Source organism: Psychrobacter sp. H25 (assembly GCF_059076335.1).
In genome coordinates, this window is record NZ_JCACRV010000001.1 from 1,583,438 (window position 1) to 1,609,829 (window position 26,392).

Sequence of the window (26,392 nt, forward strand, 5' to 3'; positions counted from 1 at the left end):
ACAGCCTCTAACAACCTTAATATAAATAGGGTTGTTAGAGGCTTTTTGCATTAAGGGTTTTGTAGTAATAGTGCTATAGTAAAAGCTATATTGCAGAATATGCCATCAAGGATGATGCCATGCCCCATCTTGATTTTACCCAGCCGCCCTTTGACGTATTGAGCTTAGCTGAGCGTCAAAGCATCAGAAAAAATACCCAAATCCGCTACCTTGCTAAAAATGAAAGCTTGCCGATAGAAGATATGCAATATCTGTATGTGGTCATTAAAGGACAGATTGAGCAATCACTGGGTGGTGAGTTTGTCGCCTCCTATCTAGGGAGCAACCACTCTGATGATCCGAACAACAACGATTGGTTTGATAGCCGGCGTTTGCCCGAGTCGCTCATCGAAAGTAGCCTACAAAAAACTACAGACACGCCTGCACAATCGTATCAATTTCGAGCCAATGAAGAGACCTTGCTGCTGCAAGTTAATGGCACCACCGTCGATAAGATCAGCGCACAAAATCATCTGGTACGACAAATGCTATCAGACAAATTACCAGAACGACTAAAAGCCTTGCAGCAGCGCCGTAGCAACCATAAAGCACGAGATCCTACCCGCTATACCAATCAACAAGAAGTACAGCAAATTATGCTACAACCGGTGAGAGAGGTTCATCTATTACCCGTACATATCGTCGATGCCAATAGCAGCTTATATGACGCTGCGCGTATCATGACCCAAGCTGGGCTAAAGCATGTGCTGGTACGACCGCTTGAACATATGGAAAATATATCAGGGACCGAAGGCGAAATGCCGCTCGTGCTAGGTATTCTCACTGATACTGATATTTGCCGTGCCATCAGTGACAGACAAGATCCTGCCAAAACTCTTTGCCAGCGCTATACTAATTTTAAACTACGTACCATCAAAGCCACTGACGAAATTGGTGACGCACTACTCACCATGACCCGCTACCGCATTCATAGACTGCCAGTAATTGATGGTAATGGTAGTGTCATTGGTGTACTGGGGCAAAGTGATATGCTGGCTCATATTGGTCATCATTCACAGCTCATCAGTATTCAAATAGAGCAAGCAACTGATCTATCGAGCCTAGATACGGCAGTCGAACTCATCGGGCGCTATATTCGTGCTCAGCATCAAAACGGCGTAAAAATCGGTAATATCAGCCGTATGGTGCAGACTTTGAATGCACAAGTATTTACCAAGCTGTGGCAGATGATCGTACCTGATGAGGTCATACGCAACACTTGCCTCATCGTCATGGGTTCAGAAGGTCGCGGTGAGCAAATCATGCGTACCGATCAAGACAATGCACTCATCATTCGTGATGACTATACGCATCCTGATTTGGCGCAGTTTGCCGAGACGTTCAATACCCACTTAGCAACACTCGGTTATCCGCTGTGCGATGGCAATATCATGATGACTAACCCCATGTGGCGGCAACCCCTCAAACCGTTTACCGCACAAATTGGCTTATGGTTTAGAAACACTGACCCGATGCATGCTATTTACTTGTCTGCCATACTAGATGGAGAATACGTCTGCGGTGATGAGACCCTGCTCACACAGGTGCGTCAGCATTTAAAACTTGCTCATAGACAAGCCGATCCAATGTTTGTACGTCAGTTTGCACGTGCGGCACTGCAGTTTGGTGATGTCAATCAGTGGTGGCAAAAGTTTGTCCCTTTGATAGGCGGTAAATCAGTATCAGCAGATATTGATCTAAAAAAAGCAGGTATCTTTCCACTGGTTCACGGTATCCGTGCCTTGGCAATAGAATACGATGTGCTCGATGTCCCTAGTAGCAAAGACCGCTTAAAAGCCTTGGTACAGGCTGATGTTTTGAGCCAAGAGCGCGCCAGTACATTACTAGAGGCTTTAGAGTTCTTTATGGCGCAGCGTTTGTCGGTGGCACTATCAACCGATGACAAACGCGCACGGCAGGTCAATCCGATGACGCTAACTGCCCTTGAACGTGATTTATTCAAAGAGTGTCTGGCAGTCGTAAAAAGCTTTAAAAATCAGCTGCGTCAACATTATCAATTAGAAATAGCATAAATGAATGGATGAGCAATCAATATGAGCTGGCTACAGCAGTTATCTCGCGCTTGGCAAAAGACGCAGCTACAGCGCCTAGAGCTAGAAACCATGTTCACCACACCTTTGGCTGAGCAATGGGTAGCGATTGACTGTGAAATGACCGGAATAAACCCCAAAAAGCACCATTTGCTATCTGTAGCGGCAATACATATCAATGGTAATACGATCAACACAGGTGATGGTATGCATGTGGTATGCAGGCCTCCTGTGATGCCAAATCGCGACACCATTGTCATTCATGGTCTGCGTACTGCCGATGTCGAGCATGGAATGAGCTATGAAGATATGTTGGCATTATTGTTACCCTTTATAGGCAATCGACCGATTGTCGGATTTTGCACACAGCTAGACCTGGCGTTTTTGAATCCGTTGGTCAAATGCTATATGGGCACGGCACTACCGAACGACGTTATCGACTTGCGCCATTTACACAGTCGGCGTGTGAGTGGTCAGGCCCAAAACCTTCTTGGTCATGCTCAAGACCTAACCCGTATCCTAGCGCATTATGATATTCCTGAGCTTGGCGCTCACGACGCTTATAACGATGCGATCATGACGGCAATGGCATTTCTACATGTGCGCTAACATCTGCCATTGAGGATAAAATTAAGCTTGTGACAGCATGGGCGAAAACAGTAACTCATGTTACCATAGACGGTTTTACCACCTGATGAAACCTGCTCATGCGATACCCTGATCAATGCGATATACCCAAGCGAAATAACCACCCATCTATCACGCCTAAAATCAAAGCATGTATCAGGGGTTGTAATCGTATGCTGTCGTTCAATCAATCGACTAAACACCTCTCTGTGTTGGCACTATTGTCAGCAGCCCTAGTGACGCCAGTTCACGCGTACGCCGCACTGCCAGATGCTATTCAATCGGCCTTATCGCGGGCGGATCTCACAGATTCTGATATCAGTATTGTCATCACACCCGTGGGTGACAAGAATACCAGTCATCTGCCCTCTCCTATTCAGGTGGTCGATAGCAATGATTCTAATAGCCTATTGGCTCAGTCGGCAGCAGCTCAAGATACGGCTCCTGATATGACTATTGGCAAGAGTAACTCCAGCCATATCGCAAGTCGTCCTGACCAGCAGAGCGCACTGATTATGATAGAGCAGCGCACTATTGAACAACACGAGCAAAAAATACATGCCTATACGGATGACCCTTATACTTATCAGAGTGTAGAGAGCATCCCAACCGTACTGCCTGACGACACACCTAAGCTGACGCATGATACTAATGGCACTACTGACACAAGTAGCACTGCTAACTTTCATGATACCGTTGATACTGGTAGCACTGTCAACAATGAAAGCACCTCAATAAAGATTTCTTTTTCGCCCTTATTGGATCATCAGTCGGACATCCCTCGTACTCCTGCCAGCACTATGAAACTCGTTCCCAGTTTTATCGCTTTAGATACGTTAGGAGCGGATTTTGTCTGGTACACACGGGTTTATCACACTGGTATCGTCATCGGTGATCGCCTGCATGGTGATTTGATCATTCAGGGTAGTGGTGACCCAAAGATGACCCACGAGCGGTTGAAACAACTGCTTTATAAAGTACAAGCCTCAGGTATTCGCCACATCGATGGCGATATCATTGTCGATAGCACCATATTTAAGAACGTGAGCGAAGATCCTGCTGCCTTTGATAACTCGCCGTTGCGCCCTTATAACGCAAGCCCCGATGGGTTTTTGGTGAATTTCAGCACTATCGGTATCAAAACCTACCCTTTAGATAATGGTCAAACCAGCCTAGTTTATAAACCGCGACTGGCAAACTATAATCTACCAGATAAGATAAACACCCGCGACGCTTCCTGTGGACAGGCAAGCTATAGTCTGGCGCCGCAGTGGCAAGCAGAGCAGCTCACACTTCATGCCAGTCTGCCAGAGCGTTGCGGTGAGCATGTATTTTATGTCGCGTACCCTAATGCTAAAGAGTTTGCCGCCTATGTCGTCGCGGCAAAATGGCAAGCACTAGGTAATACCTTAAGCGGAAAAGTCATCTCGCAAGAAACGCCTTACCATAATAAAAAAAACCAAAAAGCGGCATCTAGTCTCACAGCTATTGCGATGTCCCCTCTACCGATAGTCAGCTTCCCCTCTTTGAATCTGACGCAGCAAATCCATGATATCAACCACTTCTCAAACAATGTCATGGCTGAGCAAGTCGCGCTATCTATAGGGGCGTACGATAAATCAAAAAAAATGCCGTCCATGCCTGTTGATGCTCTTATCACTGATTCAAACAGCACATTAATAAGCAACAAAAAAACAAGTGCACAAGATAATTCCCAAAAGATCGATAGCTTATATCAGTTTGGTAAACCTCATACAACTGACTACTCATCAGCCTTACAAACCATTGATCACTGGTGGCAAGCCAATCTGAGCACACCGTCCCCTTATTTAACCAATGGCTCAGGACTGTGCCGTAGCTGTACTATTACAGCCGCCAACCTTGCCGAGCTGTTGACGTATGCTTATGATCACCCAAGCTTTGCCGCTTACGTTGACTCGTTAGGTATCGCAGGAGTCAGTGGCACGATTGCGGCTCATAGCGAGCGCTTACCTGAGTCGGCAGCGATTGGCCGAGCATGGATAAAGACAGGCACACTAAATAATGTCACCTCGATGGCAGGTTATGTCAAGGGAGTGTCAGGTCAAGACTATGTGGTCGTTGGTATCATCAATACCGAGCAAGCGCTCAACCCTTATACCGCCAGACCCGTACTCGATGCGCTGCTTGACTGGACCGCTCAGCGCTGACTCTAATAGTGTTTTTTGTAAATCCCAAGCTCTCAAGTAGGCACTCATCGTATTCAGTGTTTTGACGCAGGCGCTATGATGCTTTGCTGTGTGTATTATCCCTATATCTCTACTATTTTATTTTATAAAGGTAAGCTTATGTCACGCCAGACAACCACGCTCAATAAGTCGCCAGCGCTTGCAACCACTCAGCCTAAACTGGCGCAATATGTCGGTTTTTTTGCGATTGGCTATACGCTTGCCAGTACGATATTTATGATGATCCAGACTCAGTTTGCGCTCAACTCACAACTGGTGATGGTGGTCTCTATTATTGTCGGCGCCTATATTGCTGTGAGCAAATTTATCAAGCATCATCAGCGAGCCTTGGCTAAAGGCGAAATCAATACCCTCATGTTTGGCGGCGTCGCTATTGTCTGGTTATTGACAGCTATTTATTTTTTGGCAATATGGTTTTGGTTGTTTGATATGGTCAGCCGTGAGGTATTGTTTGAGATGGCGATGGCACGTCCGCTACCACTACTCTCTTCCTTAGTTATGATGTTTGTATTCACTTTGGTCAGCGCGCGCCTTAGCATCTGGGTGATCAATCATTTTTTGAACCCTATACATAAGAACACCTAAGCACAGCCAACTGTCTACAAGGTACTACAAAGTTTTCCCCTACTCATACGTAAAATCCGTTAGGCTAACTTTAACGAGTAAGATTTTAATGGTTATGTGTTTTATCTGATAAGAGGAGCAAACATCATGGAAATGGTCTTTTTTGATAACATAGATAAGCTTGGTCGCATTGTTCTGACAACGGTCATAGTCTATGTGCTAATCGTACTGGTCACCAAAGCCTCAGGTAAGCGATCGACGTCACAGCTCAATAACTTCGATTGGATCGTCACGGTCATGATTGGCTCGTTGGGCGCCAGTACTATCTTGCTAAAAAACATCCCATTCATCGAAGGGGTGTCCTCTATTTTAGTACTGTACCTCTTACAGTTCTTGGTGACAAAGTACGCTTCTATCTCACCGCAATTTAGCAGTGTGATTTTGTCCGATCCACGGATTGTGTTTTATCAAGGACAGTTTTTGCCAGAGGCGATGCGCGCGGAGCGTTTAACTCGCCAAGAAATCGAATGTGCGATGCGCGACGAAGGTATAAACAATTTTGACGACATTGAAGCCGTTGTCTTTGAGTCCGATGCCAAGCTCAGCGTGATTCCAAAACCAAAACCATCTGATGAGAACGATGATAGCCAAAGTAAAGATCGTAGCGTATCAGAAACGCTCAAGCCGTTGATGTGAGTTTTTGAAGATAACGTAGTAGATATCGTGTTGTCGTATACACAGTAGTTTTCGTGATGATTTTGATAGTTATTGATAATTAAGTTGGTAGGTATTATGAAAGTAAGAATTTTGAGCGTTGGTAATAAAATGCCAAACTGGGTACAAACAGGGTTTGATGAATACTTTAAGCGTATTCAGCCGATGCTAAGCACAGAGATTGTAGAGATTGCTGCTGCAAAACGGGCAAAGAACCCATCAGATGCCAATCTAGCACAGTACCGTGAGCAAGAAGGTCAAGCGATATTGGCCGTGCACAATGCTGCAAGCCGTGAGCAGCTATGGGTACTCGATGTCAAAGGTAAAATGCTATCGACCGAGGGACTGGCAGATAAACTCTCAGGTGCCATGCAGCAGGGCAATGATATTGCCTTGGTCATTGGCGGTGCAGATGGGGTATCACCAGAAGTACTGGCAAAGGCAGATGTAAAATGGTCTTTGTCGGCGCTGACATTACCGCATCCTCTAGTTCGTGTTGTCCTCATGGAGCAGCTATACCGCGCGATGAGTATCAATAACAACCATCCTTATCACCGTGGTAATTAGATAAAAGCCATAACAGCGATCTTACTCTAAAATATCCATCAGACAACGGATTGAAAAACCAGCGCGCGCCCTAATAAATGCTACATGAAATATCCAAAACGCGCGACCTCCAACGCCTCTCAAATTACGCAACAGCGTGATCATTATCACGATAGTGCACCGACGCCTATTACCTCTGCTGCGGCATGGGACAGTGCGTCTGCGGTAATGTCTAATGCCGCCAAACTACCGGCACTGTTTATCTCGCATGGGGCACCCACACTTGCAATTGAGCAATCTGCCACGACCAGCGCACTGGCACGTATCGGACAAAACCTACCGAAGCCACGTGCCATCGTCATTATGTCGGCACATTGGCAATCAGCAAAGCTTGAGATTAGCAGTAACCCGCAGCCAAAGACATGGCATGATTTCTCGGGCTTTTCGCCTGAACTGTACGAGCTGCAGTATCCTGCATCAGGTCAACCAGCGCTAGCTGAGACACTTGCTCAGCAGCTCACTGCTCGTGGTATCACCTGTAGCGTCAACCCAATGCGCGCTTGTGACCATGGGGTGTGGGCGCCACTGAGACATCTGTACCCAGAGGCAGATGTACCTATTGTCCAAGTATCCTTGCCGCAGTATTATGACAGTATCGCTTGCTATCAATTGGGGGCGCAGCTTGCGCAGCTACGTGACGAGCAGATCCTTGTGATTGGTTCAGGTAATATCACTCACAACCTGCAAGCACTGCGCTGGGAAGCCGATAGCATCGATCAAGCAGCCAAAGCCTTTAAGCAGTGGTTGCTCCAGCAGCTCAAGATAGATATACCTACTGCCCTCGACTGGCAGCAATACCCTGAGTACAAAGACATTCACCCAAGCGACGAGCATTTGCTGCCACTGTTTTTTGCGTTAGGTGCCGGTCAGCGCGTCTCTGTCGTTCATCAAAGCATGGCGCACCATAGCTTGGGCATGGATATCTATCGCTTTGATTAGCTCCTATTTATTGGCGCTTACTTATTATGAGCGCCTACTTATCTAATCAAAACGCATAAAACTACTTTTCAAAAGCAGGTTTAGTGAACAAACCTGCGCGCTCTATCTCGCCTGCTAAGCTCAATAAGGTCGCCTCATCATTCATACGACCAATGAGCTGCATACCAATCGGCAAGCCTTTTTTGCTCATGCCGACAGGTACTGACATGGCTGGCAATCCTGTAATATTGCCCAATAGCGTAAAGCCCATTTTTCCTAATACAGGGGCGCTCAATTTTTCGATCATACCTGACTTAAAGGCATACCTACCCACATCAAACCCTTTATTGAGCACTCCAGCACTACGCATCATCATCTCGTCCATGCGACTAGGTGGTAGCACACCATGTTTGACAGCAGGCGTCGGCACTGTCGGCGACAAAATCATATCGTAGGTGTCTAATAACAGACCCGTTTGATATTGACTGTGATGCCAACCATGCTTGGCATGGACCAAATCTACTGCCGATAACGAGCGTCCAAGTAGCGCCATATTGTAAGTTTGTGGCTCTAGGTTTTTGATATGCTCAGATCCAAACTCCCGCTCGATATTATCAATCGTAAAGGCAGTATGTGCGCACACCACTACGATAAAGTCGTGCCAAAACTGCTCGATATTGATATCTGGCTCAGCATGTACGACCTGATGACCCATAGACTCTAGTTGCTTGGCGGTTTGCTCTAGTACAGCAAGGACTTCTTTATCCACGGCAGTATTGGCGATCAGTGGCTGCTGTTGCAACGCAATTTTGAGTGGTCTGGGCGCACGCATGGCCGCCTGCAAAAAAGTCCCATCTGGTGGCGCAATGACATACGGCGCTCCAATCTCTGCACCACTCGTGGCATCGAGCATCGCGGCACTATCACGTACCGAGCGTGTGATCACATGATCGGCAACTGCCCCGTCCCAGCCTTCACCAAGATTAGGTCCCATTGGGTTGCGTCCGCGGCTTGGCTTTAATCCAAATGTACCGCACCATGCAGAGGGAAATCGTATCGAGCCACCACCATCGCCGCCGCCTGCCATCGGTACGACACCGCTCGCGACTGCCGCGGCACTACCGCCTGATGAACCACCAGAGCTATAGCCTTTTTTAAATGGGTTGTGAGTGACACCATGCGCTTTTGGCTCGGTGGTGATAATTAAACCAAACTCTGGCGTATTGGTCTTACCGAAGGTGTTGACGCCTGTCGACTTCATTCGTTTGACGATTTCGCTGTCTTTTTCTGAAATGATATTGACACTACGGCTACCCATCGTAATGGGCTCATCAGCGAAACTAAACGATAGGTCCTTGAGCAGATAAGGTACACCTGTAAACACACCAGATGGCAGTCCTGCCTGCGCAGCATCGTAAGCGCGCTCATCGAAACGATGCACGATGGCATTGAGCTTAGGGTTCACTTGATTGGCTTGATAGACCGCGGCGTCCAACAGTTCCTTTGCACTGACCTCACCTGCATTGACCAATGCCGCTAGTCCTATGGCATCATACTGAGTGTATTCTTTAAACATAACTGACCTTCCTTGGAGAGTAACTGTCGTAAATTTTGGAATGATTGCTTTTTAAAACTGGTATATATTTGCCTAATATACCTCTTTTAGTTTAGTACAGAAAGCCATCACGAATGATGGATAAACAAACTCATTAGTCATTTGAAGCATTCAGTAACGTCTATTTAGACGTAGATATAATGTCCCTCAACACTTTCCACTTAAAGATATCTATACTAATTTAAAGCAAAAAAACGAGCCACTTTCATGACTCGCTTTTTCGTTATCAACTTGAACCTAATGCTATATCAATAATTCACGTTTACCACTTTTGCCCATAGAGCTGACCAACCCCGCTTCTTCCATAGAGTCAACAATACGCGCCGCACGGTTGTAGCCGATACTAAACTTACGCTGGATACTAGAGGCTGAAACCTTACGCGTTTCCATGATAAAGGCGACTGCATCATTGTATAAGTCATCGTCTTCACCAGAAGCATTAGCGCTACTACCGCTGCCCGGACTAGACAGCTCAAAGTTCCCGGCCATATTGTCGATATAGTCAGGGGCACCGCGCTCACGCCATGCATCACAGACACGGTTGACCTCTTCGTCACTCACATAAGCACCATGCACACGATCCGGCTCAATCTGCCCAGGTCCTAAAAACAACATATCCCCATTACCCAGCATGTCTTCAGCACCGCCACTATCTAGAATCGTACGTGAATCGACTTTTGAGTTGACTCGTAGTGCTGCACGCACGGGAATGTTTGCTTTGATTAAACCAGTAATAACATCGACGGATGGACGCTGTGTGGCTAGCATTAGATGGATACCTGCTGCCCGTGATTTTTGTGCCAAACGCGTAATGAGCTCTTCGGCTTGTTTACCAACCTGCATAATCATATCCGCAAATTCATCGGCGACAATAACAATCATCGGTAAGGTTTTGAGCTTTGGTGCCTGACTGATACTGACGCTATCGTTCGGTCGCCATAGTGGGTCGAGCATAGGATTGCCTGATTGTTCTGCTGCCATAACCTTTTTGTTGAACTCATTGAGCTTACGCACTTTGAGTAGGCTCATTAATTGATAGCGGCGCTCCATCTCCGCCACACACCACGATAGACTACTGGCCGCCTCTGTCATATCAGTGACTACCGGCGTTAATAGATGCGGAATATCATTGTAGTTGGCAAGCTCAAGCTGCTTTGGATCAATCAAGATAAGACGCAGCTCATTGGGCGTATACTTTAGTAGCATAGAGAGCAACATCGAGTTGACCAGTACTGACTTACCAGAGCCTGTCGTACCAGCAACCAGCATATGCGGCGCGCGCGCAAGATCAGTGATAATAGGGTTGCCACCGATATCTTTACCCATTGCCATACTGATTTGTGCTTTGGGGTCTTTAAAGGTATCTGTATTTAAAAGCTCAATTAAGCGTACCATTTCACGTTTTTTATTGGGCACTTCAATACCGATATATGGCTTACCCGGTATTACTTCAACCACACGCAGTGACGCCATAGATAGTGAACGCGCCAAGTCACGCGAGATACCTGTTACCTTACTCGCTTTGACACCAGCAGCCAGCTCTACCTCAAAACGAGTCACAACAGGCCCTGGGATAGCGTTGACGACAGACGCTTTTACATTGAACTCCTGTAGCTTAATCTCTAACAACTCAGACAACTGTTCAAGCTCAGCGACGGTATAGCTAGGCTTACGGTCAGGATCGGGCTTATCCAGTATAGAGACCTCTGGAATGGGCGTAAGGCTGCTGCGATAGGCCGCCGTTTGCATCGAGCGTGATTTTTGACTGAATGCTGAATCATCGCTAATGTGCGGCATGACTGGGGCACTCGCATCCTCAGCACTGTCATCTTCTGGCATCATATCCGTGATATGGTTGCTGCTATCACCCTCAGGTACAGCAAAACTAACAGATGGTTTTGCTGCGGTTGTCGGCTGTGTGTCTGCGACTGGACTGACTGCTTCTACCGTTGGTGCTGCCTTCGGGTTTGCAGGTGGTGTATTGGTTGGTGTCATATCTGAGATATCTGAGGTATCTGGCACGGTTGGTGCGACGTCCATTGCTGCTGCAATCGGCTCTTCAGATACAGATAGTGATGCCTCATCATACGGCTGTTCTGCTGGCTCGGCTACTGGCTTAAGAGACGACTCATTTGTAGGGCTAGTAGATACCTTTGTTATAGGCTCTATTATTTGTTCCTGCAACGCTTGTTTAGCGACAGGTTGTTCAATTGCAGGCTTTTCGATTATGTCCTGAACTTTAGACTGTTTAACTCCAGGTTGCTCAATGACGGCTTGCTCAACTCGAGCCTGTTCCGTTATAGCAGTATCTTGAATACTCTGAGAGTCTTGCATTGCAAAGTTTGTGGCAGGTTCGGATAGGTCACCATGCTCAGCCAACCATGCCTCTGCTAACTTATCGACGCTTTGACTCGTATCACTTGATTGAGTTGTTTCAGGCTCATTAGCTTGTAGCTGATCAGCGAACTCCTGGTTATATTCAGCAGATTCAGTCGCAGCTGTTTGCGCAGCTGGCATCGTCTTGGAGTTTGACGCCCACTCCTCTTCGGGCACGTCTATAGCCGTGTCTGTCTGAGTATAGTTGGGTACAGGCGCACTAGAGCTCTCTATACTGCTGGCACCATAGACCATATACTCACTCGCGAGCAGGTCATCAACCGTATTAGCATCGTTCCATGCAAAACTTGGCTCGACTTTTCGAGCAGGTATCGCGGTAGGAGCTGACATTGTTGATGGTGCGATATGGTCCGCTGTGCTATCAGCCGTAGCACTGGCAGTCGCTGGCGCTGTGTATAGTGGCGCACTTTTCTCATCGCTTGACGTAGTAGCTTCTTTTGCGATCGCTATAGAGGCTTTGACGCTGTCTGCCAACCCTGATGTCGACAAGAAATCTGACAACACATTACTGAACCGGCTACTGTTATCTGCCTCATTAATACTATCAGTATGATCAGCTGATTGCAGCTCAAGTGGCAGTTGTTCATGCTCTACTTGCTGCTCAACCTGATCATCTACGCTGTGGCTATCGTCTTGTGGCGCACTGATTGGCTGAGTAACGTCTACATCCTCTTTGTTCTTTACGCCCGAGCCAAGCCACGATAATGCCGTAATTCTCTGATATATTGCGAGCCAATGAATATTGAAAGCGAAGGTAGCCGTAATCACGACAAATACCGCCAAGAAAGCCGCACTACCCCACTGTGATAGTAGCTGTGCCAAGCGCTCTTGTAACTCAAGACCGATAATACCACCAGCCACACCTTCAAATCCTATCGATGTAGGGTTGGTCACTTGTTGAATCAGGGCGGCCAGTTGTGCAAATAATGCACTAGCAGTCAGCAACAAAAACACGTAAGCGACCAGTCGCATGAGCCAAAACGTGGGTTTATTATCCCACCAAATAAGAATCGACTCATAAACGACAAATGCTAAAAACCACCAGGCACCAAACCCAAAAAAGCTGTAGAGCAAATCGGACAACCACGCACCCGTCTGACCACCCATATTATTGATGGTTGTCATATCACTACTGATATGCGACCAGCTAGGATCATTGCCTGTGTAAGTCATTAGAATGACAAACAGATATACGGCTAGTATTAACCCAAGGAGGGTAAACATTCCCTTTTTTAAATACTCAATATGCGGTGCTGATATCACGTAAAATCTGCCTTGTTGTTAATACTAAATGGTCGCCAACGCATGACTAAGCCTAATCATGCTGACATAAAGTGCTGACATAGATGTACCTCGCAGAGTGTTTTTGATAGGGAGGCATTTATCATAAGACGCTAGCATCATAAGAACGCATAACTGTCATTGTCACCCAAACCCTACCGCACTCGGCATAACTCCTTATAATAACAAATACATAGGTACAGTGGCGACAGTCTTATAAATAAAGCGTGTAGGAACGTAAATCGAGACGCTATTTGTGAAAAAAAACCGTCCACCAATAGAGTATTTATTGCTAACAGAATACTGCTAGCGGTTTAGTACAAACGCTATAAAATACCAGCTGTTTCTAGCGCTAGTATTTCAAGGTTATTGTGCTTTGATTCTAATGATAGCTGTGTTTGTTTTAGCAAACTTGCACTTTTCGACCTATGCCCTTATGTTATTATCACACAGCAATTAGAAAAACCATATTAGTCATAATTTTTGATTTTTTTACTATATTTATAACTATCATTATTCATTCGTATTTTTAGAAAGGAACACCTCATGGCAACTGACACTACCGCTCCACGTCACGAAAAACTCATTATTTTAGGCTCAGGTCCTGCAGGTTACTCTGCTGCAGTATATGCGGCGCGTGCCAATCTTAAACCAGTTATGGTTACGGGTATGGAAGTAGGCGGTCAATTAACGACCACTACCGAAGTCGATAACTGGCCAGGCGATGCACATGATTTGACAGGTCCAGCACTAATGGAACGCATGAAGGCGCATGCTGAGCGTTTCGGTACAAAACTGGTTTATGATCATATCAATGAAGTCAATCTAAACGAGCGTCCATTTCAGCTGTCAGGTAACAACGGCAACTATACTTGTGATGCCTTGATCATCTCAACAGGTGCTTCTGCACAGTATTTGGGGCTAGATTCAGAAACCAAATTTAAAGGCCTTGGCGTATCTGCTTGTGCTACTTGTGATGGTTTTTTCTATAAAGACCAAAAAGTCGCCGTGATTGGTGGTGGTAATACCGCCGTCGAAGAAGCTTTATATCTGTCTAATATTGCTTCTGAAGTCACCTTGGTGCATCGCCGTGATAGCTTACGCTCTGAAAAAATCCTACAAGATAAGCTGTTTGAGAAAGCCAAAAATGGTAACGTCAAAATCGAATGGAACTACCAGGTAAAAGAGGTGGTTGGTGATGATATGGGCGTCAATGGTGTCGTTATCGAATCAATGATTGACGGTAGCACCAAACAGCTAGACGCAATGGGTATGTTTGTCGCGATCGGTCACAAGCCTAATACTGACCTATTCACCGGTCAACTGGACATGAAAGATGGCTATCTGACTGTCAATAGTGGTCTCAATGGTAACGCTACCCAAACCAGCATTGAGGGTGTATTTGCAGCTGGCGACGTCGCTGACCATGTTTATCGTCAGGCTATTACCTCTGCTGGTACAGGTTGTATGGCAGCACTTGATGCTGAAAAGTACTTAGATGCTATCGGTGAAGCAACGGCAAAAGACCATACGTACGCATCAACCCTAACTGCTGATCAAGAAGACTAAATGGATAACTTCACGCAGCACGATGATACCACTCAATACATCACGCCTGAGACTCTAAAAAGTCTTGGGCGTTATGACTTTCCTAATCCTATCTCTGTCGATCCTGATGGGATTGGCATTGTCGCGATGGGCGGCGATCTGGCATCTGAGACATTGATATCTGCTTATGCACGGGGACTATTCCCATGGTTCAATGAAGACGAACCTATTGCTTGGTGGTGTCCTGAGCCACGCTGTGTGATAGCACCATCTGATTATCAACCGAGTAAGTCGCTACGTAAGCAAGCAAGCCGCGCGCATTGGCAGTTGACACTCAATCAAGCTTTTGATGAGGTCATACATGCTTGTAGTCTACCGCGAAGCGATGGTCTTAATAACGACTTGCCTGAAGGCGAGCATACTTGGATTCATGATGAGATGATTGAGGCCTATACCAAATTACATGCGCAAGGCTTCGCCCACAGTATTGAGGTCTGGGATGAAAAAGGTCAGCTGATTGGCGGACTTTACGGACTAAAAATAGGCAATATTTATTTTGGCGAGTCTATGTTCCATCGTGCGTCCAATGCCTCAAAGATAGCCTTCTGGGGTTTGATGCGCTTATGCGAACAAAGTCACGTGGCACTCGTCGATTGCCAATTGCCAAATGATCACCTCATGAGCTTGGGCGCTACCACCCTGCCGCGTACTGATTTCCTGGCTCAGTTAGATAGCCTGATAAGTCATCGTTTTGTTCAGTGGGATGACAGCTCGCACAAACCATTGGCAGTGACGCGACTTGATACTACAGAGCCTTGGCAACGCATATCATGATAATGACAGTAGCTAAGCAATAACGAGGTTTTTATGGCGCTTGATATCTCATTTTTGTTGATCGGAGAGCTGGCAGCGAAGGCCAATACCACCAAAGACACGGTACGTCATTATGAGCAGTTAGGTCTGCTAAAATCACGTAAACGTCAGGCAGGGTCACGCTTGTATACGGAGTTTCATCCTGAGTGTATCGAACGTATTGAGTTGATTAAGAGTGCACAAGCTATTGGCTTCACCCTCATCGAGATCAAAAACAGCTTAAACGATTATTACGATGGTCAACTGGATATTGATTTGCAGCTCATGCTGACTCAGCAAAAGCTAGAACAAGTCAAAAAACAACAAGCCAATATCAGTATGATGGTAGAGCTACTGAGCGAGCGCATCGACATTCTTGTTCAGATGCAGGCAGATAGTGAGTATCAGCTGGATATTGAAGTTTGTAAAAAGACGATACCTTCACAGTAACTACGCTGAACGCCGTAATCATAATAACTCTGCTTGATATCCCGTACTTGCCTTCAGAAACACTACTATCTTGACTATCAACTAGATTTCCTCCAGTCTACTCGGTATAAGTGTGCTGCATAATAAGCGCATCAACTGCTGGCTGATGTGATGATTGATAGTAGCCTTTGCGCTTATGGATCACGACGAAGTTTTGCCGCTCATATAACGCAATCGCTGCATGATTGTCTGCACGCACCTCTAGCAACAAACTTTCAACTTGATTACTCTGCAATACTCTATGTAGCTTATCAATAGCTTGTGAAGCAATACCTTGTCGTTGATAATCAGGATGCGTACCAATACGCAAAATCTCTGCTTGTTCAAACATCATCTGATATAAACAATATCCAATCACTTGCTTATCTTCAGCCCACTCTTCTTTCTCTTGTTTATAGACTATTAGCATATTAATGCTGTCTTGCTCAAGCAGTTCAAGCAAAGTCTGGTAGCTCCAAGCGTCTTGCTGCTGGACGATGGCTTCGATATTGGCTACGGCTTGAATCATTTTCTCAGACTCTGCTACATTAATTGGTGACGCTTCTATCGCAAACATGACTGCCCTTTTATGCTTGTTATTTAATTAGTTTTATCATTTGATTCGGCTTAGATTATATAAGTAAGTAGCTACATTATTTATTCTTTATCACAAAAAAAGCCACCCCATTTGGGGTGGCTCTTTTATGACTAACTCACAAGCTCATTACTGAGACTTAATGATTAGTTCAATACGTTAGCAACAACACCAGCGCCTACAGTACGGCCGCCTTCACGAATAGCGAAGCGTAGACCTTTGTCCATAGCGATTGGGTGGATAAGCTCTACGCCCATCTCAACGTTATCACCAGGCATTACCATTTCAGTACCGTCTTGTAATTGGATTGCGCCAGTTACGTCAGTAGTACGGAAGTAGAACTGTGGACGATAGCCGTTTAGGAATGGTGTGTGACGACCACCCTCTTCTTTTGACAATACATACACTTCAGCATCAAACTTGGTGTGAGGCGTGATTGAACCTGGCTTAGCTAGTACTTGGCCACGTTGTACGTCTTCACGCTTAGTACCACGTAGTAGTACGCCACAGTTTTCGCCTGCACGACCTTCGTCAAGCAGTTTACGGAACATCTCTACACCAGTACAGGTGGTTTTTTGAGTGTCACGGATACCAACGATTTCGATCTCGTCACCAACTTTAACGATACCAGATTCAACACGGCCGGTTACTACGGTACCACGACCTGAGATTGAGAATACGTCTTCGATTGGCATTAGGAATGCTTTATCGATGTCACGCTCTGGCTCTGGGATGTAGGTGTCTAGTACGTTTAGTAGTTCTACTACGGCTGGTTGGCCATATTTGTCTTCTGAGCCTTTTAGGGCTTCAGTAGCTGAACCTTTAACGATTGGCGTGTCATCACCTGGGAAGTCATAGTCGTTCAATAGTTCACGAACTTCCATTTCTACTAGTTCTAGTAGTTCTTCGTCATCAACCATGTCACATTTGTTCATGAATACGATGATGTACGGTACGCCAACCTGACGTGAAAGCAGGATGTGCTCACGTGTTTGTGGCATAGGGCCGTCAGTTGCAGATACTACTAGGATTGCGCCGTCCATCTGAGCGGCACCAGTGATCATGTTTTTAACATAATCGGCGTGACCTGGGCAATCTACGTGAGCATAGTGACGGCTGTCTGTGTCATATTCTACGTGTGAGGTGTTGATGGTGATACCACGTGCTTTTTCTTCTGGTGCTGAGTCAATAGACGCGTAGTCTTTTGCTTCGCCGCCAGAGGTGATTGCAGCTACGGTTGCGATTGCAGCGGTAAGGGTTGTTTTACCATGGTCAACGTGTCCGATGGTTCCGACGTTGACGTGTGGCTTGTTACGTTCAAACTTGGCCTTTGCCATGGGTATTTCCTCTTTTTTTGGTGAATGATAAATAAAAAGCTGTTTAATGACTCATAATAAAATTAAATCATCATAAACCTAGCTATCAACCGCACGAACCACTGCTCCTAATCAAACAGCACTCCGAACTAATTTTTGTATCCGTTATTATACGCTGACTTGTCTTAAATAGTCATAACTCTGCCAATACAAACCAATTTTTCTCTGTGTCATAGAACGCTTGATTCATTACAACCTCAGCTATGACCTTTTAACTGTCTCGATGTACAAATCTATTGTATTAGCTCGATGACATCATCAAACAATCCGCAAAGTCCGTCAACATATGAAAAAGCAATCCAATGCCAATAATGTTAAAAGGCTTACGGAAAAAGAGCAAAAACACATATACCAACATTGCATAATACGTATGTAATGGGTGGAAATTAATGCTACATCTATTTGCTTGAAAAATTGGGTTCGCTATTAGGTGATCTATGTCCACCAGCATGGTCGCGAGCAAAATCAGATATGCTTTTTTCCACTCTTTTCTGAAAAACGCAATTGCAATAAAAAGAGGGAAACCAAAATGCAAGAAATAGTGTATAAATGCCTGCATATTCGTTTACCAGTTCTAATAGCGTTGATATCAAACCACCAAAACCAATATTCATTAACCTGCTGACAGCACTAAAAGGCAACACCTCAGTGTCACCTTTGAATCATTATATGTCTTACTAATTTTATATGTTTCAATATTTTATATTTTCGATATCGACGCAAAGCTATATATAAATAGCAAAACAAGCATAAAGGAGATAGATAATAAATGGAGCTCATATCGAGAATTGAACTCGAGACCTCTCCCTTACCAAGGGAGTGCTCTACCGCTGAGCTATATGAGCGTATATTAAAAATCTTTGAGCTACACTAAAAAAAATATCACGATACAGCAATAATAACTGACTGTCGTGATGATTGATTATTAGGCTTTGCGATGGTGTATATATGGAGCGGGTGGCGGGAATCGAACCCGCGTCATTAGCTTGGAAGGCTAAGGTGTTACCATTATACCACACCCGCATTTACTCTTGTTTATATCAACTCTAATCGAGAGTTGTTAAATACAGAGCATGCTTGGCGCTGTGACAAACTTTTAAAAAATATGGTGGTGGGAGAAGGATTCGAACCTTCGAAGCTTTCGCGACAGATTTACAGTCTGTTGGGTTTGACCGCTCCCCAATCCCACCTTAGGGTGCTTTGAACAAAAATGACTTTCATTTAAGACAAATTCATAAAAAGCTACTTTAAAAGAGATGGTGCCGACTGCCGGGATCGAACTGGCGACCTACTGATTACAAGTCAGTTGCTCTACCAACTGAGCTAAGTCGGCTTGTTCTCTCTAAAGTGGTGGCTATTCTATCAAATATTTTGAATGACGCAAGTCCTTTTTTATCTTTTTTTCAATTATTTTGATATAAATACTCAAGCCATTGATTACGTTGTTATTTTTTTAATAGAAAAATACAGTCGTCTTGGTATCTTGTATCCGATTTACCTGTATTTGATAAATTAGAAGAGAATAGTTAGCGAATACGCAATCCATTGCAGGCCATTTTTACGGCTTTTACCAATGCTAGTGCTTTTTCATTGGTTTCATCCCACTCAGCTTCTGGTACAGAATCAGCGACGACGCCTGCTCCTGCTTGGATATGTATCTCGCCGCGGCGCATTACTGCGGTGCGAATCGCAATGGCGGTATCCATATTGCCATTCCAGCCCAGATAGCCTACAGAGCCGCCGAATACCGTTCGACGCACAGGCTCTATCTCATCAATGATTTGCATGGCTCGAATTTTAGGAGCCCCTGATAGCGTACCTGCCGGAAAAGTCGCACAGAACACGTCCAATGCGTCTTTATCAGCTTGTATCGTTCCTTCTACATTGGACGCAATATGCATCACTTGTGAGTAGCGCTCAATAAACATCTTTTCTGTCACTTTGACACTACCATATTCGCAAACGCGGCCGATATCATTACGACCTAGATCAATAAGCATTAAATGCTCGGCAGTTTCTTTTTTGTCATGAAGTAGCTCCTGCTCGAATGCCAAATCCTCTGCTTCATCTTGACCACGCTTGCGTGTTCCTGCTAGCGGACGCACAGTTACCTTGCCATTTTCGATGCGAGATAATATTTCAGGAGACGCGCCGATGATATCAAATCGCTTATGGTCGTCGAGCGTATAACCATGCACCAAAAACAGATAAGGCGATGGGTTAAGGTAGCGGAGCGCACGATAAACAGCTAGAGAGTCACCTGTATAGTCAGCAGTCAATCGCTGCGCTGGGACCACCTGCATGACATCGCCTGCTACGATATAGTCTTTTATTTTGTTGACGTCGCTACAGTATTTATCCTTACCTGTCTGCGATGTAAATGTAGGCGTAGGCATGACTGGCGCAGACAGATTCGACGGCTCTGCCAATTTTTCTTCGATTTTTTCTAATTCACGAATGGCTGTACTGTAGCCTTCTTCAGTCTGGCAGTCAGCATAAACGATTATCGACAAGGTGTTTTCCAGATTATCGAATACGATGACGCTCATTGACAGCATCAGCCACATATCTGGCATCGACATGGGATTAGGAGCATCAGATGTTCCGACACTAGGCTCAATAATACGTACCATATCATAGCCGAAGTATCCCACTAAGCCGCCGCTAAAACTTGGTACAGTGGGCACATCTTCAGCCGTCGGCATCTGATACTGCGCCATCAACTTGCGGATATAATCGAAGGGATCTACTACTGCTTGTGTATCGATATGATCATTTTTTTTGATGGTCATATTGCCATCAGCATATTGTAGGATCAAATCACTACCCAAACCAATCATCGAGTATCGCGCCCAGCGTTCACCGCCTACTACAGACTCAAACAGATAAGCAGAGCCATTTAGATCACGCACTTTAGAAAAGACAGACACTGGGGTCTGTACATCCATCAAACGTTTTTTTATCAAGGGCGCATGACTAAAGCCACGATCTTTGAAAGCTTGGTATTCTTGGAAGGTCATCATAGTAACGCTCACTTTGCATCATGGCGGCAAAAACAAAACAGCACACTGTTAAATAAAATATAGCGCCAACATTTTGTTGTCATGTTGGCGCTATAAAAAAATTATTTGGATAAATAGCTAACCAAGTATTCAGCAATACTCGTTAGCCCTGATAACTTAGTCTTAGTAGCCTCAATAGTCTCCTACTCCAACATTCATTCTATAGAGTAGCTGCCATAGCTAAGTTGTATCCAGGTTGAATAGGATTAAACACCGCCCATGTTAAATAACCACAACGCCAGACCGATAATCAAAATCGCTAGGAAGACCCATATAAACCAGCCGCCACTCGCTTTTTTCTCTACTTGTCCTGTATGCGCTGGATTACTGATTTCTTGATCCATTGCATTATTGCCTTCAGTACCAAGATCACGATCCTGCCCTAAATTGGCTGTACCTGAAAACTGTGCACTGGCTGCTTGTTTGGCTTTTAAAACTTCAGGGTCAGCTTCTTCTTGTAACTCTGTTTTTGTTGTTTTGTCATGTTCCATTTGGTTTGCACGCTCCTCACGTATTACAGTCTCTTTATGTGCCACTGGCTGCTCTACCACTGGTTCCTGCTCTACTAACGAGGCACTCTCATTAGTTACTGTCGACTGCTCTGGCGTTGTTGGTACAGTTGATTCAGATGTTTCGCCTGCTTCAACTGAAGTCTCTTCAATTGGTGCGGGCGCTGCACTGTCTGCTGCTGATAATACGTCTTCGATACCTGTTTCTTTTACTACTGGCTCTGGAGAGACTGATTCAGCAACTACTTCCTCAGTGGTAGGTGTTGTTACTGGGTCTGCTATATTGTCCATCGTGGTGTCTGGCGCTCTAGTTGGGTCGGTATCGACAGATGATACTTTCTCTGTATTAGAACTAGGTAGGATCTCTTCGATACCTGTTTGTTTGACGACTGGTTCATTAGTAGCTGCTACAGGACTCTCATTTGTTTGTTCTTTAATACTAGTCTCTTCAGTAACAAGCTCATCAATAACTGGTCTATTATCAAGAGATTTTTGGTCGATAGTCTCATTAGCTATGCTCTGCTCGTCGACAGTTCCCGCGGTTGTTTCTGTCTCAGTGGTTGTCGCAGTGATTACCTCCTCTTCTGTTGCTGGTGCTAACGTTGTACTTTCTTCAGGAGTAACGGATGCTTGTACCTGAAAGACAAAACTTGCAAAACCAAGCGTATCGTTAGCTTGTAGCACATTTGACTCGTTACCTGTGATACGTCTATCGTTGATAAAAGTACCATTGGAAGAATCCAAGTCTTTTACGTATAGCTGACCGTCTAGTACGCTCAGCACAGCATGATTGCGAGATACCTGTTTGCTACCCAGCACGACATCACTGTCGCTGCCACGGCCAACAGACAAACTATCACTAACTGTCAGTGTTAAATCGCCCAATGCCTCTGTCAATGCATTCAACTGCCACGTATTGGTTGCTGCTGTCATGTTATCTGTACTATTCGTCATACTGTAACTCCTTATTTTTCTATTAATTTTCAAACGATTTTAAGCAAGTTATTATTGATGGTTATTAACTGGTCGATCTGTAGTAGAGAACATAATGTAGTCGTTATTTATCTGTCTATTTTGGTATAAAGTAAGGTTTTATCACCTTATTAAGCTCACTATACGGAATGCTCAATACGGGCATACCATAAGCATACGGACCGATAGAATAGTGCTGATAACGAATGTCAATGCCTGTATCTGTCAACGTCACATTGTCGCTCAACATAAATGGCCAGTTTTTCTCATAGCTACTGACATCGTCAGCGACCGTTTTCACCCATGTCTGGTACGCATCATGCGCAAGTGCTTCGAAACGAGGCTTCTTGCCTGCAATAATCATATCATCAAGGGTGACTTGCTTTTCGGTACTTAGATCAAACGTCAAATACTCACTATATGGCATGCCGTGTGCACCGCCAGTAAAAACATAAGAGTTGATTTCAAACAGCTCAAAGTTATTGACGTGACCTAAATAGACAGGCGTCACCGTCAAACTATAAGCCCACGAAACCTCTTCAGGCATATCTTGAAACTGCGACGCCGCAAAGTCATTAATCGCAGCATTCACGTCTGCTTGAGTGCTTGGTGTTTTAATCGGTGCTGACTCTATTGGCTTACTATTGACAACCAAATTGTTAATACGTGCATTGATTGTTGTATCTATCCAGCTATGACTGCTCTTGAGATATTTAACCTCAATCTCTGGGCAATTATTACGCTCAGCGCATATATTCTGAATTTTTTCTGGCAGTTGATAATCAAGATATTCTGTCGTACTGACAATGCTACCTGCAGTTGCAGACATACTGATAGCGCCGATTAGTAAACCACTTGCTAAGGTACTAATTCGCTGAATATTCGCTGCCCTACTCAATAACAGTTGAAACATAGACTTATTAAAATAGAATCGAATCATCGCTGACATACATTTTCTTTTATAAATATAAAGCATTGCGTAACATTCTACCGTAACAATGACGCTGTATTGTAGGAACACTGTTTGTGTTTATGAAGTATTGCTAATCATTAAAAACCAATATCAGACCATAAACGATAGACAATAAAAAAGACACGGCTAGCGTGTCTTAATCGATGAAAAATAAGCGGTACAGGTGTTTTTAGTACGGATGATATTAATGCTCACGCGTACTACTGAACGTTATTTCTGGATAACGGTCTTGCATCAACTGTAAGTTGACCCTTGATGGTGCAAGGTAAGTTAGATAACCACCACCATCTATTGATAACTGGTCATGGGCTTTTTTCTTAAACTTCGCTAATGCCACGTCATCATCACAATGAATCCAGCGTACGGTGGCAATCGATACCGGCTCAAACGTACATTGGACTTTGTACTCTTCTTTAAGACGATGCGCGACCACTTCAAACTGTAGTACACCGACCGCACCCAAGACTAAATCATTATTAATCTGCGGCATAAATACCTGCGTTGCGCCCTCTTCACTCAGCTGCTGTAACCCTTTTTGCAATGCTTTTGATTTAAGCGGATCTTTTAACACCACACGGCGGAACAGTTCAGGCGCAAAGTGAGGAATACCAGTAAAGCTCAGCTCCTCGCCTTCCGTGAAGCTGTCACCGATAGAGATTGTGCCATGGTTATGTAAACCAATAATATCACCCGGATAAGCCTCTTCTAACGCTTCACGATCACCTGCCAAAAAGGTCAGCGCATCAGCAATACGGACGTCTTTGCCCAGACGTACGTGCTTCATCTTCATGCCCTTCTCGTACTTACCAGAGCATACGCGCAAGAATGCAATGCGGTCACGGTGACGCGGATCCATATTTGCCTGAATTTTAAAGACAAAACCTGTGAAATCAGTTTCGGTTGCTGATACTTCGCGCTCAGTCGTTGGATGGGCTTTTGGCGGCGGGGCATATTTGACTAAGGTATCAAGGACCATATTGACACCGAAGTTACCCAATGCCGTACCGAACAATACTGGCGTCATCTCACCTGCTAAGAACGCGTCAACACTGAACTCTTCTAGCGCCATTTGTACCAGCTCTAATGACTCTTCAAACGCATCAAACATCAACTGCCCAAGACGCTCACGTATATCCGGATAGTCATAGCCCTCGCGAGTCTCAGAGACGGTCATTTTGCCGCCGTTGCCTTTTTCGTAGAGATAGGTTTTGTCTTCTGCAAGGTGATATACCCCAACAAAATCCTGCCCCATACCAATTGGCCATGTAACAGGCACGCATTTAATCTTGAGCACCGCTTCGATTTCACTTAGCAGCTCAAGCGGCTCACGAATCTGACGATCGAGCTTATTAACGAATGAGATGATTGGCGTATCGCGCATACGGCACACTTCCATCAGTTTGATGGTTCGTTCTTCGACACCTTTTGCCCCATCGACCATCATCAGGGCGCTGTCTACGGCGGTCAATGTACGGTACGTATCTTCACTAAAGTCGGCGTGACCTGGAGTGTCTAGTAGGTTGACCATGTGATCCTTGTACGGGAACTGCATGACAGAGGTGGTGATCGAAATACCACGCTCTTGCTCCATACTCATCCAATCTGAGGTTGCATGACGATCTGTCTTACGGCCTTTTACTTCTCCCACTACCTGAATCGCTTGACCCCACAACAGGAGTTTTTCGGTCATGGTGGTCTTACCAGCATCGGGATGCGAGATAATGGCAAAGGTGCGGCGCTTAGCAACTTCTTTGTTTAATTTCTTTGGATCTACGCTCATAATTTTCAGCTTCAACAGTTATGTGATTTAGAAATGACTCTAAATAAATAGAATAGATAATGAGCGTATTGTAGCGGATTTAGCATCAGGGTGCAGAATTAGCGTATAAAAAAACACGCTCCGTTATTTAAACAAAGCGTGTTTTTGGGCTTTTAAATTGTGATCATCCTGCTTGAGTAGCACGACTAATAGCCATCAATTCATCTCAGTAGTAGCGTTCTATTTGCTCAGCTAAGAAGTCGCCAGCCACCTCATTGACGATTGTACAATCGACTACGTCAAAACGACTGTCCGTATTCGGGTCAGTACTACCTTTGGCGACATAATTTGCCTCATAAATATCCTTCCCATATTCAACACCACTATATTCATAGGCAGGTTGATTTTTATATTCAAAGAACATCACTTGCGCCGCTTTTAGTTTACTCCCTTTGCCAACGTCAAACTCAGACAGTCTATAATCTCTATCATCACTAAAGCGTCGTTCGGCAGCTTCGATCCATTCACTTAATGACGAGTATCCTGTCTTATTTTTGTCGTTGAATGCCCAAAATGATTGCTCGCTTGTCACGACTGGAATGTAACAAACGGAGCCTTCAGGGAAAGCAACATTGGATGGAATTTCTGAGTAGTTGCTCAAATCGGTGAGAATACCGCGGCGTTCTTCGATATTCGTGCCCGCGCTATAACTGCGGGTCGTTAAGCCCGACAAGTCCAGTGTTTGATAGGTGGTTTGATAGTCCAGTTTGTTATTACTGTTTTTTTCATAGATAGGGCGTTTGACCGTGCGACCATTGACTCCGATGTCTTTGTTTTCGAGTCGACCTTCGAAATCATCTGCCAGTACCGTTCTGTCTAAATCATTTAGGCTCTGGTTGCTATAACTGTTGATGAGATTGGTAGTTTTGATGTTGCGTGCGCCTGTGCGATAGGTTTCATCGATGCGTGCAATAGCGGTATCGTTGGCCTTACTATCGTAACTATTGGCAAAGCTCGTCAACGTAATATTGTCGCTGTCAGAACCATAACTGCCGTCATCTACTTCGCAGCCTATCAAAGCAAGCATTGTCCAGAAGAAAACACCAGATATCGCAACCACTCTATTCATCGAACAATGTCCTTATGATTTAGATTTTTTATCACCCAATTTGATGATATTAATATGACCAACCACATGGCTTTGGTCATTTTGTTTATTAGCACCAGCAGGTATTGCT

The 26,392-nt window shown here is 44.9% G+C and carries 20 protein-coding genes and 4 tRNA genes; 10 read left to right on the forward strand and 14 right to left on the reverse strand.

Annotated elements, in window-relative coordinates; translation table 11 throughout:
• The first annotated feature begins 119 nt into the window (after nucleotides 1–119).
• The 7 genes from AC5JPO_RS06350 to AC5JPO_RS06380 all read left to right on the forward strand — a co-directional run bounded on the left by AC5JPO_RS06350 (nucleotide 120) and on the right by AC5JPO_RS06380 (nucleotide 7,768).
• Complete coding sequence (locus AC5JPO_RS06350; RefSeq protein WP_493853558.1) at nucleotides 120–2,072, forward strand: DUF294 nucleotidyltransferase-like domain-containing protein; 1,953 nt, start codon at nucleotides 120–122, stop codon at nucleotides 2,070–2,072.
• Nucleotides 2,073–2,093: 21 nt separating this feature from the next.
• The gene (locus AC5JPO_RS06355; RefSeq protein WP_493853559.1) at nucleotides 2,094–2,699 is read left to right on the forward strand and encodes a 3'-5' exonuclease; all 606 of its coding nucleotides are present in this window, start codon (nucleotides 2,094–2,096) and stop codon (nucleotides 2,697–2,699) included.
• Between the two features lie 191 nt (nucleotides 2,700–2,890).
• Nucleotides 2,891–4,906: a D-alanyl-D-alanine carboxypeptidase/D-alanyl-D-alanine-endopeptidase gene (locus AC5JPO_RS06360; protein WP_493853560.1), complete on the forward strand. Its 2,016-nt coding sequence runs from the start codon at nucleotides 2,891–2,893 to the stop codon at nucleotides 4,904–4,906.
• 138 nt (nucleotides 4,907–5,044) lie between these two features.
• Nucleotides 5,045–5,530, forward strand: coding sequence for an ABZJ_00895 family protein (locus AC5JPO_RS06365; protein ID WP_319051769.1), 486 nt, complete (start codon nucleotides 5,045–5,047; stop codon nucleotides 5,528–5,530).
• 126 nt (nucleotides 5,531–5,656) lie between these two features.
• On the forward strand, nucleotides 5,657–6,205 hold the full coding sequence (locus AC5JPO_RS06370) for a DUF421 domain-containing protein (protein ID WP_493853561.1): 549 nt from the start codon (nucleotides 5,657–5,659) through the stop codon (nucleotides 6,203–6,205).
• Between the two features lie 96 nt (nucleotides 6,206–6,301).
• Complete coding sequence (rlmH, locus tag AC5JPO_RS06375) at nucleotides 6,302–6,790, forward strand: 23S rRNA (pseudouridine(1915)-N(3))-methyltransferase RlmH (protein ID WP_493853562.1); 489 nt, start codon at nucleotides 6,302–6,304, stop codon at nucleotides 6,788–6,790.
• A 207-nt stretch (nucleotides 6,791–6,997) separates the two neighbouring features.
• Complete coding sequence (locus tag AC5JPO_RS06380; RefSeq protein WP_493854017.1) at nucleotides 6,998–7,768, forward strand: DODA-type extradiol aromatic ring-opening family dioxygenase; 771 nt, start codon at nucleotides 6,998–7,000, stop codon at nucleotides 7,766–7,768.
• Nucleotides 7,769–7,829: 61 nt separating this feature from the next.
• Here the strand turns inward: AC5JPO_RS06380 and AC5JPO_RS06385 are convergent, their stop codons facing one another.
• Complete coding sequence (locus AC5JPO_RS06385) at nucleotides 7,830–9,323, reverse strand: amidase (RefSeq protein WP_493853563.1); 1,494 nt, start codon at nucleotides 9,321–9,323, stop codon at nucleotides 7,830–7,832.
• Nucleotides 9,324–9,605: 282 nt separating this feature from the next.
• The gene (locus tag AC5JPO_RS06390; protein ID WP_493854018.1) at nucleotides 9,606–12,983 is read right to left on the reverse strand and encodes a DNA translocase FtsK; all 3,378 of its coding nucleotides are present in this window, start codon (nucleotides 12,981–12,983) and stop codon (nucleotides 9,606–9,608) included.
• A 603-nt stretch (nucleotides 12,984–13,586) separates the two neighbouring features.
• Between AC5JPO_RS06390 and trxB the strand changes: the two genes are divergently transcribed.
• Genes trxB through AC5JPO_RS06405 form a run of 3 tightly spaced genes read left to right on the forward strand, consistent with a single transcriptional unit; the run spans nucleotide 13,587 to nucleotide 15,890 of the window.
• Entirely contained in the window at nucleotides 13,587–14,609 is a 1,023-nt protein-coding gene (gene trxB, locus AC5JPO_RS06395) for a thioredoxin-disulfide reductase (RefSeq protein ID WP_493853564.1), read from the forward strand.
• On the forward strand, nucleotides 14,610–15,422 hold the full coding sequence (gene aat, locus AC5JPO_RS06400; RefSeq protein WP_493853565.1) for a leucyl/phenylalanyl-tRNA--protein transferase: 813 nt from the start codon (nucleotides 14,610–14,612) through the stop codon (nucleotides 15,420–15,422).
• A gap of 33 nt (nucleotides 15,423–15,455) precedes the next feature.
• Nucleotides 15,456–15,890, forward strand: a complete 435-nt coding sequence (locus AC5JPO_RS06405) for a MerR family transcriptional regulator (protein WP_443527227.1) — start codon at nucleotides 15,456–15,458, stop codon at nucleotides 15,888–15,890.
• Nucleotides 15,891–15,987: 97 nt separating this feature from the next.
• Here the strand turns inward: AC5JPO_RS06405 and rimI are convergent, their stop codons facing one another.
• The 12 genes from rimI to AC5JPO_RS06465 all read right to left on the reverse strand — a co-directional run bounded on the left by rimI (nucleotide 15,988) and on the right by AC5JPO_RS06465 (nucleotide 26,283).
• The gene (gene rimI, locus AC5JPO_RS06410) at nucleotides 15,988–16,485 is read right to left on the reverse strand and encodes a ribosomal protein S18-alanine N-acetyltransferase (protein ID WP_493853566.1); all 498 of its coding nucleotides are present in this window, start codon (nucleotides 16,483–16,485) and stop codon (nucleotides 15,988–15,990) included.
• A gap of 164 nt (nucleotides 16,486–16,649) precedes the next feature.
• A complete protein-coding gene (gene tuf / locus AC5JPO_RS06415; RefSeq protein ID WP_319050997.1) occupies nucleotides 16,650–17,840 on the reverse strand; it encodes an elongation factor Tu in 1,191 nt (396 codons plus the stop codon).
• A gap of 280 nt (nucleotides 17,841–18,120) precedes the next feature.
• A complete protein-coding gene (locus tag AC5JPO_RS06420; protein WP_493853567.1) occupies nucleotides 18,121–18,438 on the reverse strand; it encodes a DUF6122 family protein in 318 nt (105 codons plus the stop codon).
• Nucleotides 18,439–18,649: 211 nt separating this feature from the next.
• Nucleotides 18,650–18,724: transfer RNA gene (locus AC5JPO_RS06425), tRNA-Thr, on the reverse strand.
• A 104-nt stretch (nucleotides 18,725–18,828) separates the two neighbouring features.
• Nucleotides 18,829–18,902 (reverse strand) — tRNA-Gly (locus tag AC5JPO_RS06430).
• An 83-nt stretch (nucleotides 18,903–18,985) separates the two neighbouring features.
• Nucleotides 18,986–19,069, reverse strand: a tRNA-Tyr gene (locus AC5JPO_RS06435).
• A 67-nt stretch (nucleotides 19,070–19,136) separates the two neighbouring features.
• Nucleotides 19,137–19,212: transfer RNA gene (locus AC5JPO_RS06440), tRNA-Thr, on the reverse strand.
• A 193-nt stretch (nucleotides 19,213–19,405) separates the two neighbouring features.
• Entirely contained in the window at nucleotides 19,406–20,902 is a 1,497-nt protein-coding gene (gene trpE / locus AC5JPO_RS06445; RefSeq protein WP_493853568.1) for an anthranilate synthase component I, read from the reverse strand.
• 245 nt (nucleotides 20,903–21,147) lie between these two features.
• Nucleotides 21,148–22,404, reverse strand: a complete 1,257-nt coding sequence (locus AC5JPO_RS06450; protein WP_493853569.1) for an FHA domain-containing protein — start codon at nucleotides 22,402–22,404, stop codon at nucleotides 21,148–21,150.
• 115 nt (nucleotides 22,405–22,519) lie between these two features.
• On the reverse strand, nucleotides 22,520–23,371 hold the full coding sequence (locus AC5JPO_RS06455; RefSeq protein WP_493853570.1) for a DUF3298 and DUF4163 domain-containing protein: 852 nt from the start codon (nucleotides 23,369–23,371) through the stop codon (nucleotides 22,520–22,522).
• A gap of 208 nt (nucleotides 23,372–23,579) precedes the next feature.
• Nucleotides 23,580–25,175, reverse strand: a complete 1,596-nt coding sequence (locus AC5JPO_RS06460) for a peptide chain release factor 3 (RefSeq protein ID WP_493853571.1) — start codon at nucleotides 25,173–25,175, stop codon at nucleotides 23,580–23,582.
• Between the two features lie 205 nt (nucleotides 25,176–25,380).
• Nucleotides 25,381–26,283 (reverse strand): hypothetical protein, encoded by a 903-nt coding sequence (locus AC5JPO_RS06465; protein ID WP_493853572.1) that lies wholly within the window; start codon nucleotides 26,281–26,283, stop codon nucleotides 25,381–25,383.
• Nucleotides 26,284–26,392 lie beyond the last annotated feature (109 nt).

What these genes read in the sequence shown, in the direction of transcription:
- AC5JPO_RS06350 (WP_493853558.1), top strand. Translation starts at nt 120, where the DNA reads ATGCCCCATCTTGATTTTACCCAGCCGCCCTTTGACGTATTGAGCTTA.
- AC5JPO_RS06355 (WP_493853559.1), top strand. Translation starts at nt 2,094, where the DNA reads ATGAGCTGGCTACAGCAGTTATCTCGCGCTTGGCAAAAGACGCAGCTA.
- AC5JPO_RS06360 (WP_493853560.1), top strand. Translation starts at nt 2,891, where the DNA reads ATGCTGTCGTTCAATCAATCGACTAAACACCTCTCTGTGTTGGCACTA.
- AC5JPO_RS06365 (WP_319051769.1), top strand. Translation starts at nt 5,045, where the DNA reads ATGTCACGCCAGACAACCACGCTCAATAAGTCGCCAGCGCTTGCAACC.
- AC5JPO_RS06370 (WP_493853561.1), top strand. Translation starts at nt 5,657, where the DNA reads ATGGAAATGGTCTTTTTTGATAACATAGATAAGCTTGGTCGCATTGTT.
- rlmH (WP_493853562.1), top strand. Translation starts at nt 6,302, where the DNA reads ATGAAAGTAAGAATTTTGAGCGTTGGTAATAAAATGCCAAACTGGGTA.
- AC5JPO_RS06380 (WP_493854017.1), top strand. Translation starts at nt 6,998, where the DNA reads ATGTCTAATGCCGCCAAACTACCGGCACTGTTTATCTCGCATGGGGCA.
- AC5JPO_RS06385 (WP_493853563.1), bottom strand. Translation starts at nt 9,323, where the DNA reads ATGTTTAAAGAATACACTCAGTATGATGCCATAGGACTAGCGGCATTG.
- AC5JPO_RS06390 (WP_493854018.1), bottom strand. Translation starts at nt 12,983, where the DNA reads ATGTTTACCCTCCTTGGGTTAATACTAGCCGTATATCTGTTTGTCATT.
- trxB (WP_493853564.1), top strand. Translation starts at nt 13,587, where the DNA reads ATGGCAACTGACACTACCGCTCCACGTCACGAAAAACTCATTATTTTA.
- aat (WP_493853565.1), top strand. Translation starts at nt 14,610, where the DNA reads ATGGATAACTTCACGCAGCACGATGATACCACTCAATACATCACGCCT.
- AC5JPO_RS06405 (WP_443527227.1), top strand. Translation starts at nt 15,456, where the DNA reads ATGGCGCTTGATATCTCATTTTTGTTGATCGGAGAGCTGGCAGCGAAG.
- rimI (WP_493853566.1), bottom strand. Translation starts at nt 16,485, where the DNA reads ATGTTTGCGATAGAAGCGTCACCAATTAATGTAGCAGAGTCTGAGAAA.
- tuf (WP_319050997.1), bottom strand. Translation starts at nt 17,840, where the DNA reads ATGGCAAAGGCCAAGTTTGAACGTAACAAGCCACACGTCAACGTCGGA.
- AC5JPO_RS06420 (WP_493853567.1), bottom strand. Translation starts at nt 18,438, where the DNA reads ATGCAGGCATTTATACACTATTTCTTGCATTTTGGTTTCCCTCTTTTT.
- trpE (WP_493853568.1), bottom strand. Translation starts at nt 20,902, where the DNA reads ATGATGACCTTCCAAGAATACCAAGCTTTCAAAGATCGTGGCTTTAGT.
- AC5JPO_RS06450 (WP_493853569.1), bottom strand. Translation starts at nt 22,404, where the DNA reads ATGACGAATAGTACAGATAACATGACAGCAGCAACCAATACGTGGCAG.
- AC5JPO_RS06455 (WP_493853570.1), bottom strand. Translation starts at nt 23,371, where the DNA reads ATGTCAGCGATGATTCGATTCTATTTTAATAAGTCTATGTTTCAACTG.
- AC5JPO_RS06460 (WP_493853571.1), bottom strand. Translation starts at nt 25,175, where the DNA reads ATGAGCGTAGATCCAAAGAAATTAAACAAAGAAGTTGCTAAGCGCCGC.
- AC5JPO_RS06465 (WP_493853572.1), bottom strand. Translation starts at nt 26,283, where the DNA reads ATGAATAGAGTGGTTGCGATATCTGGTGTTTTCTTCTGGACAATGCTT.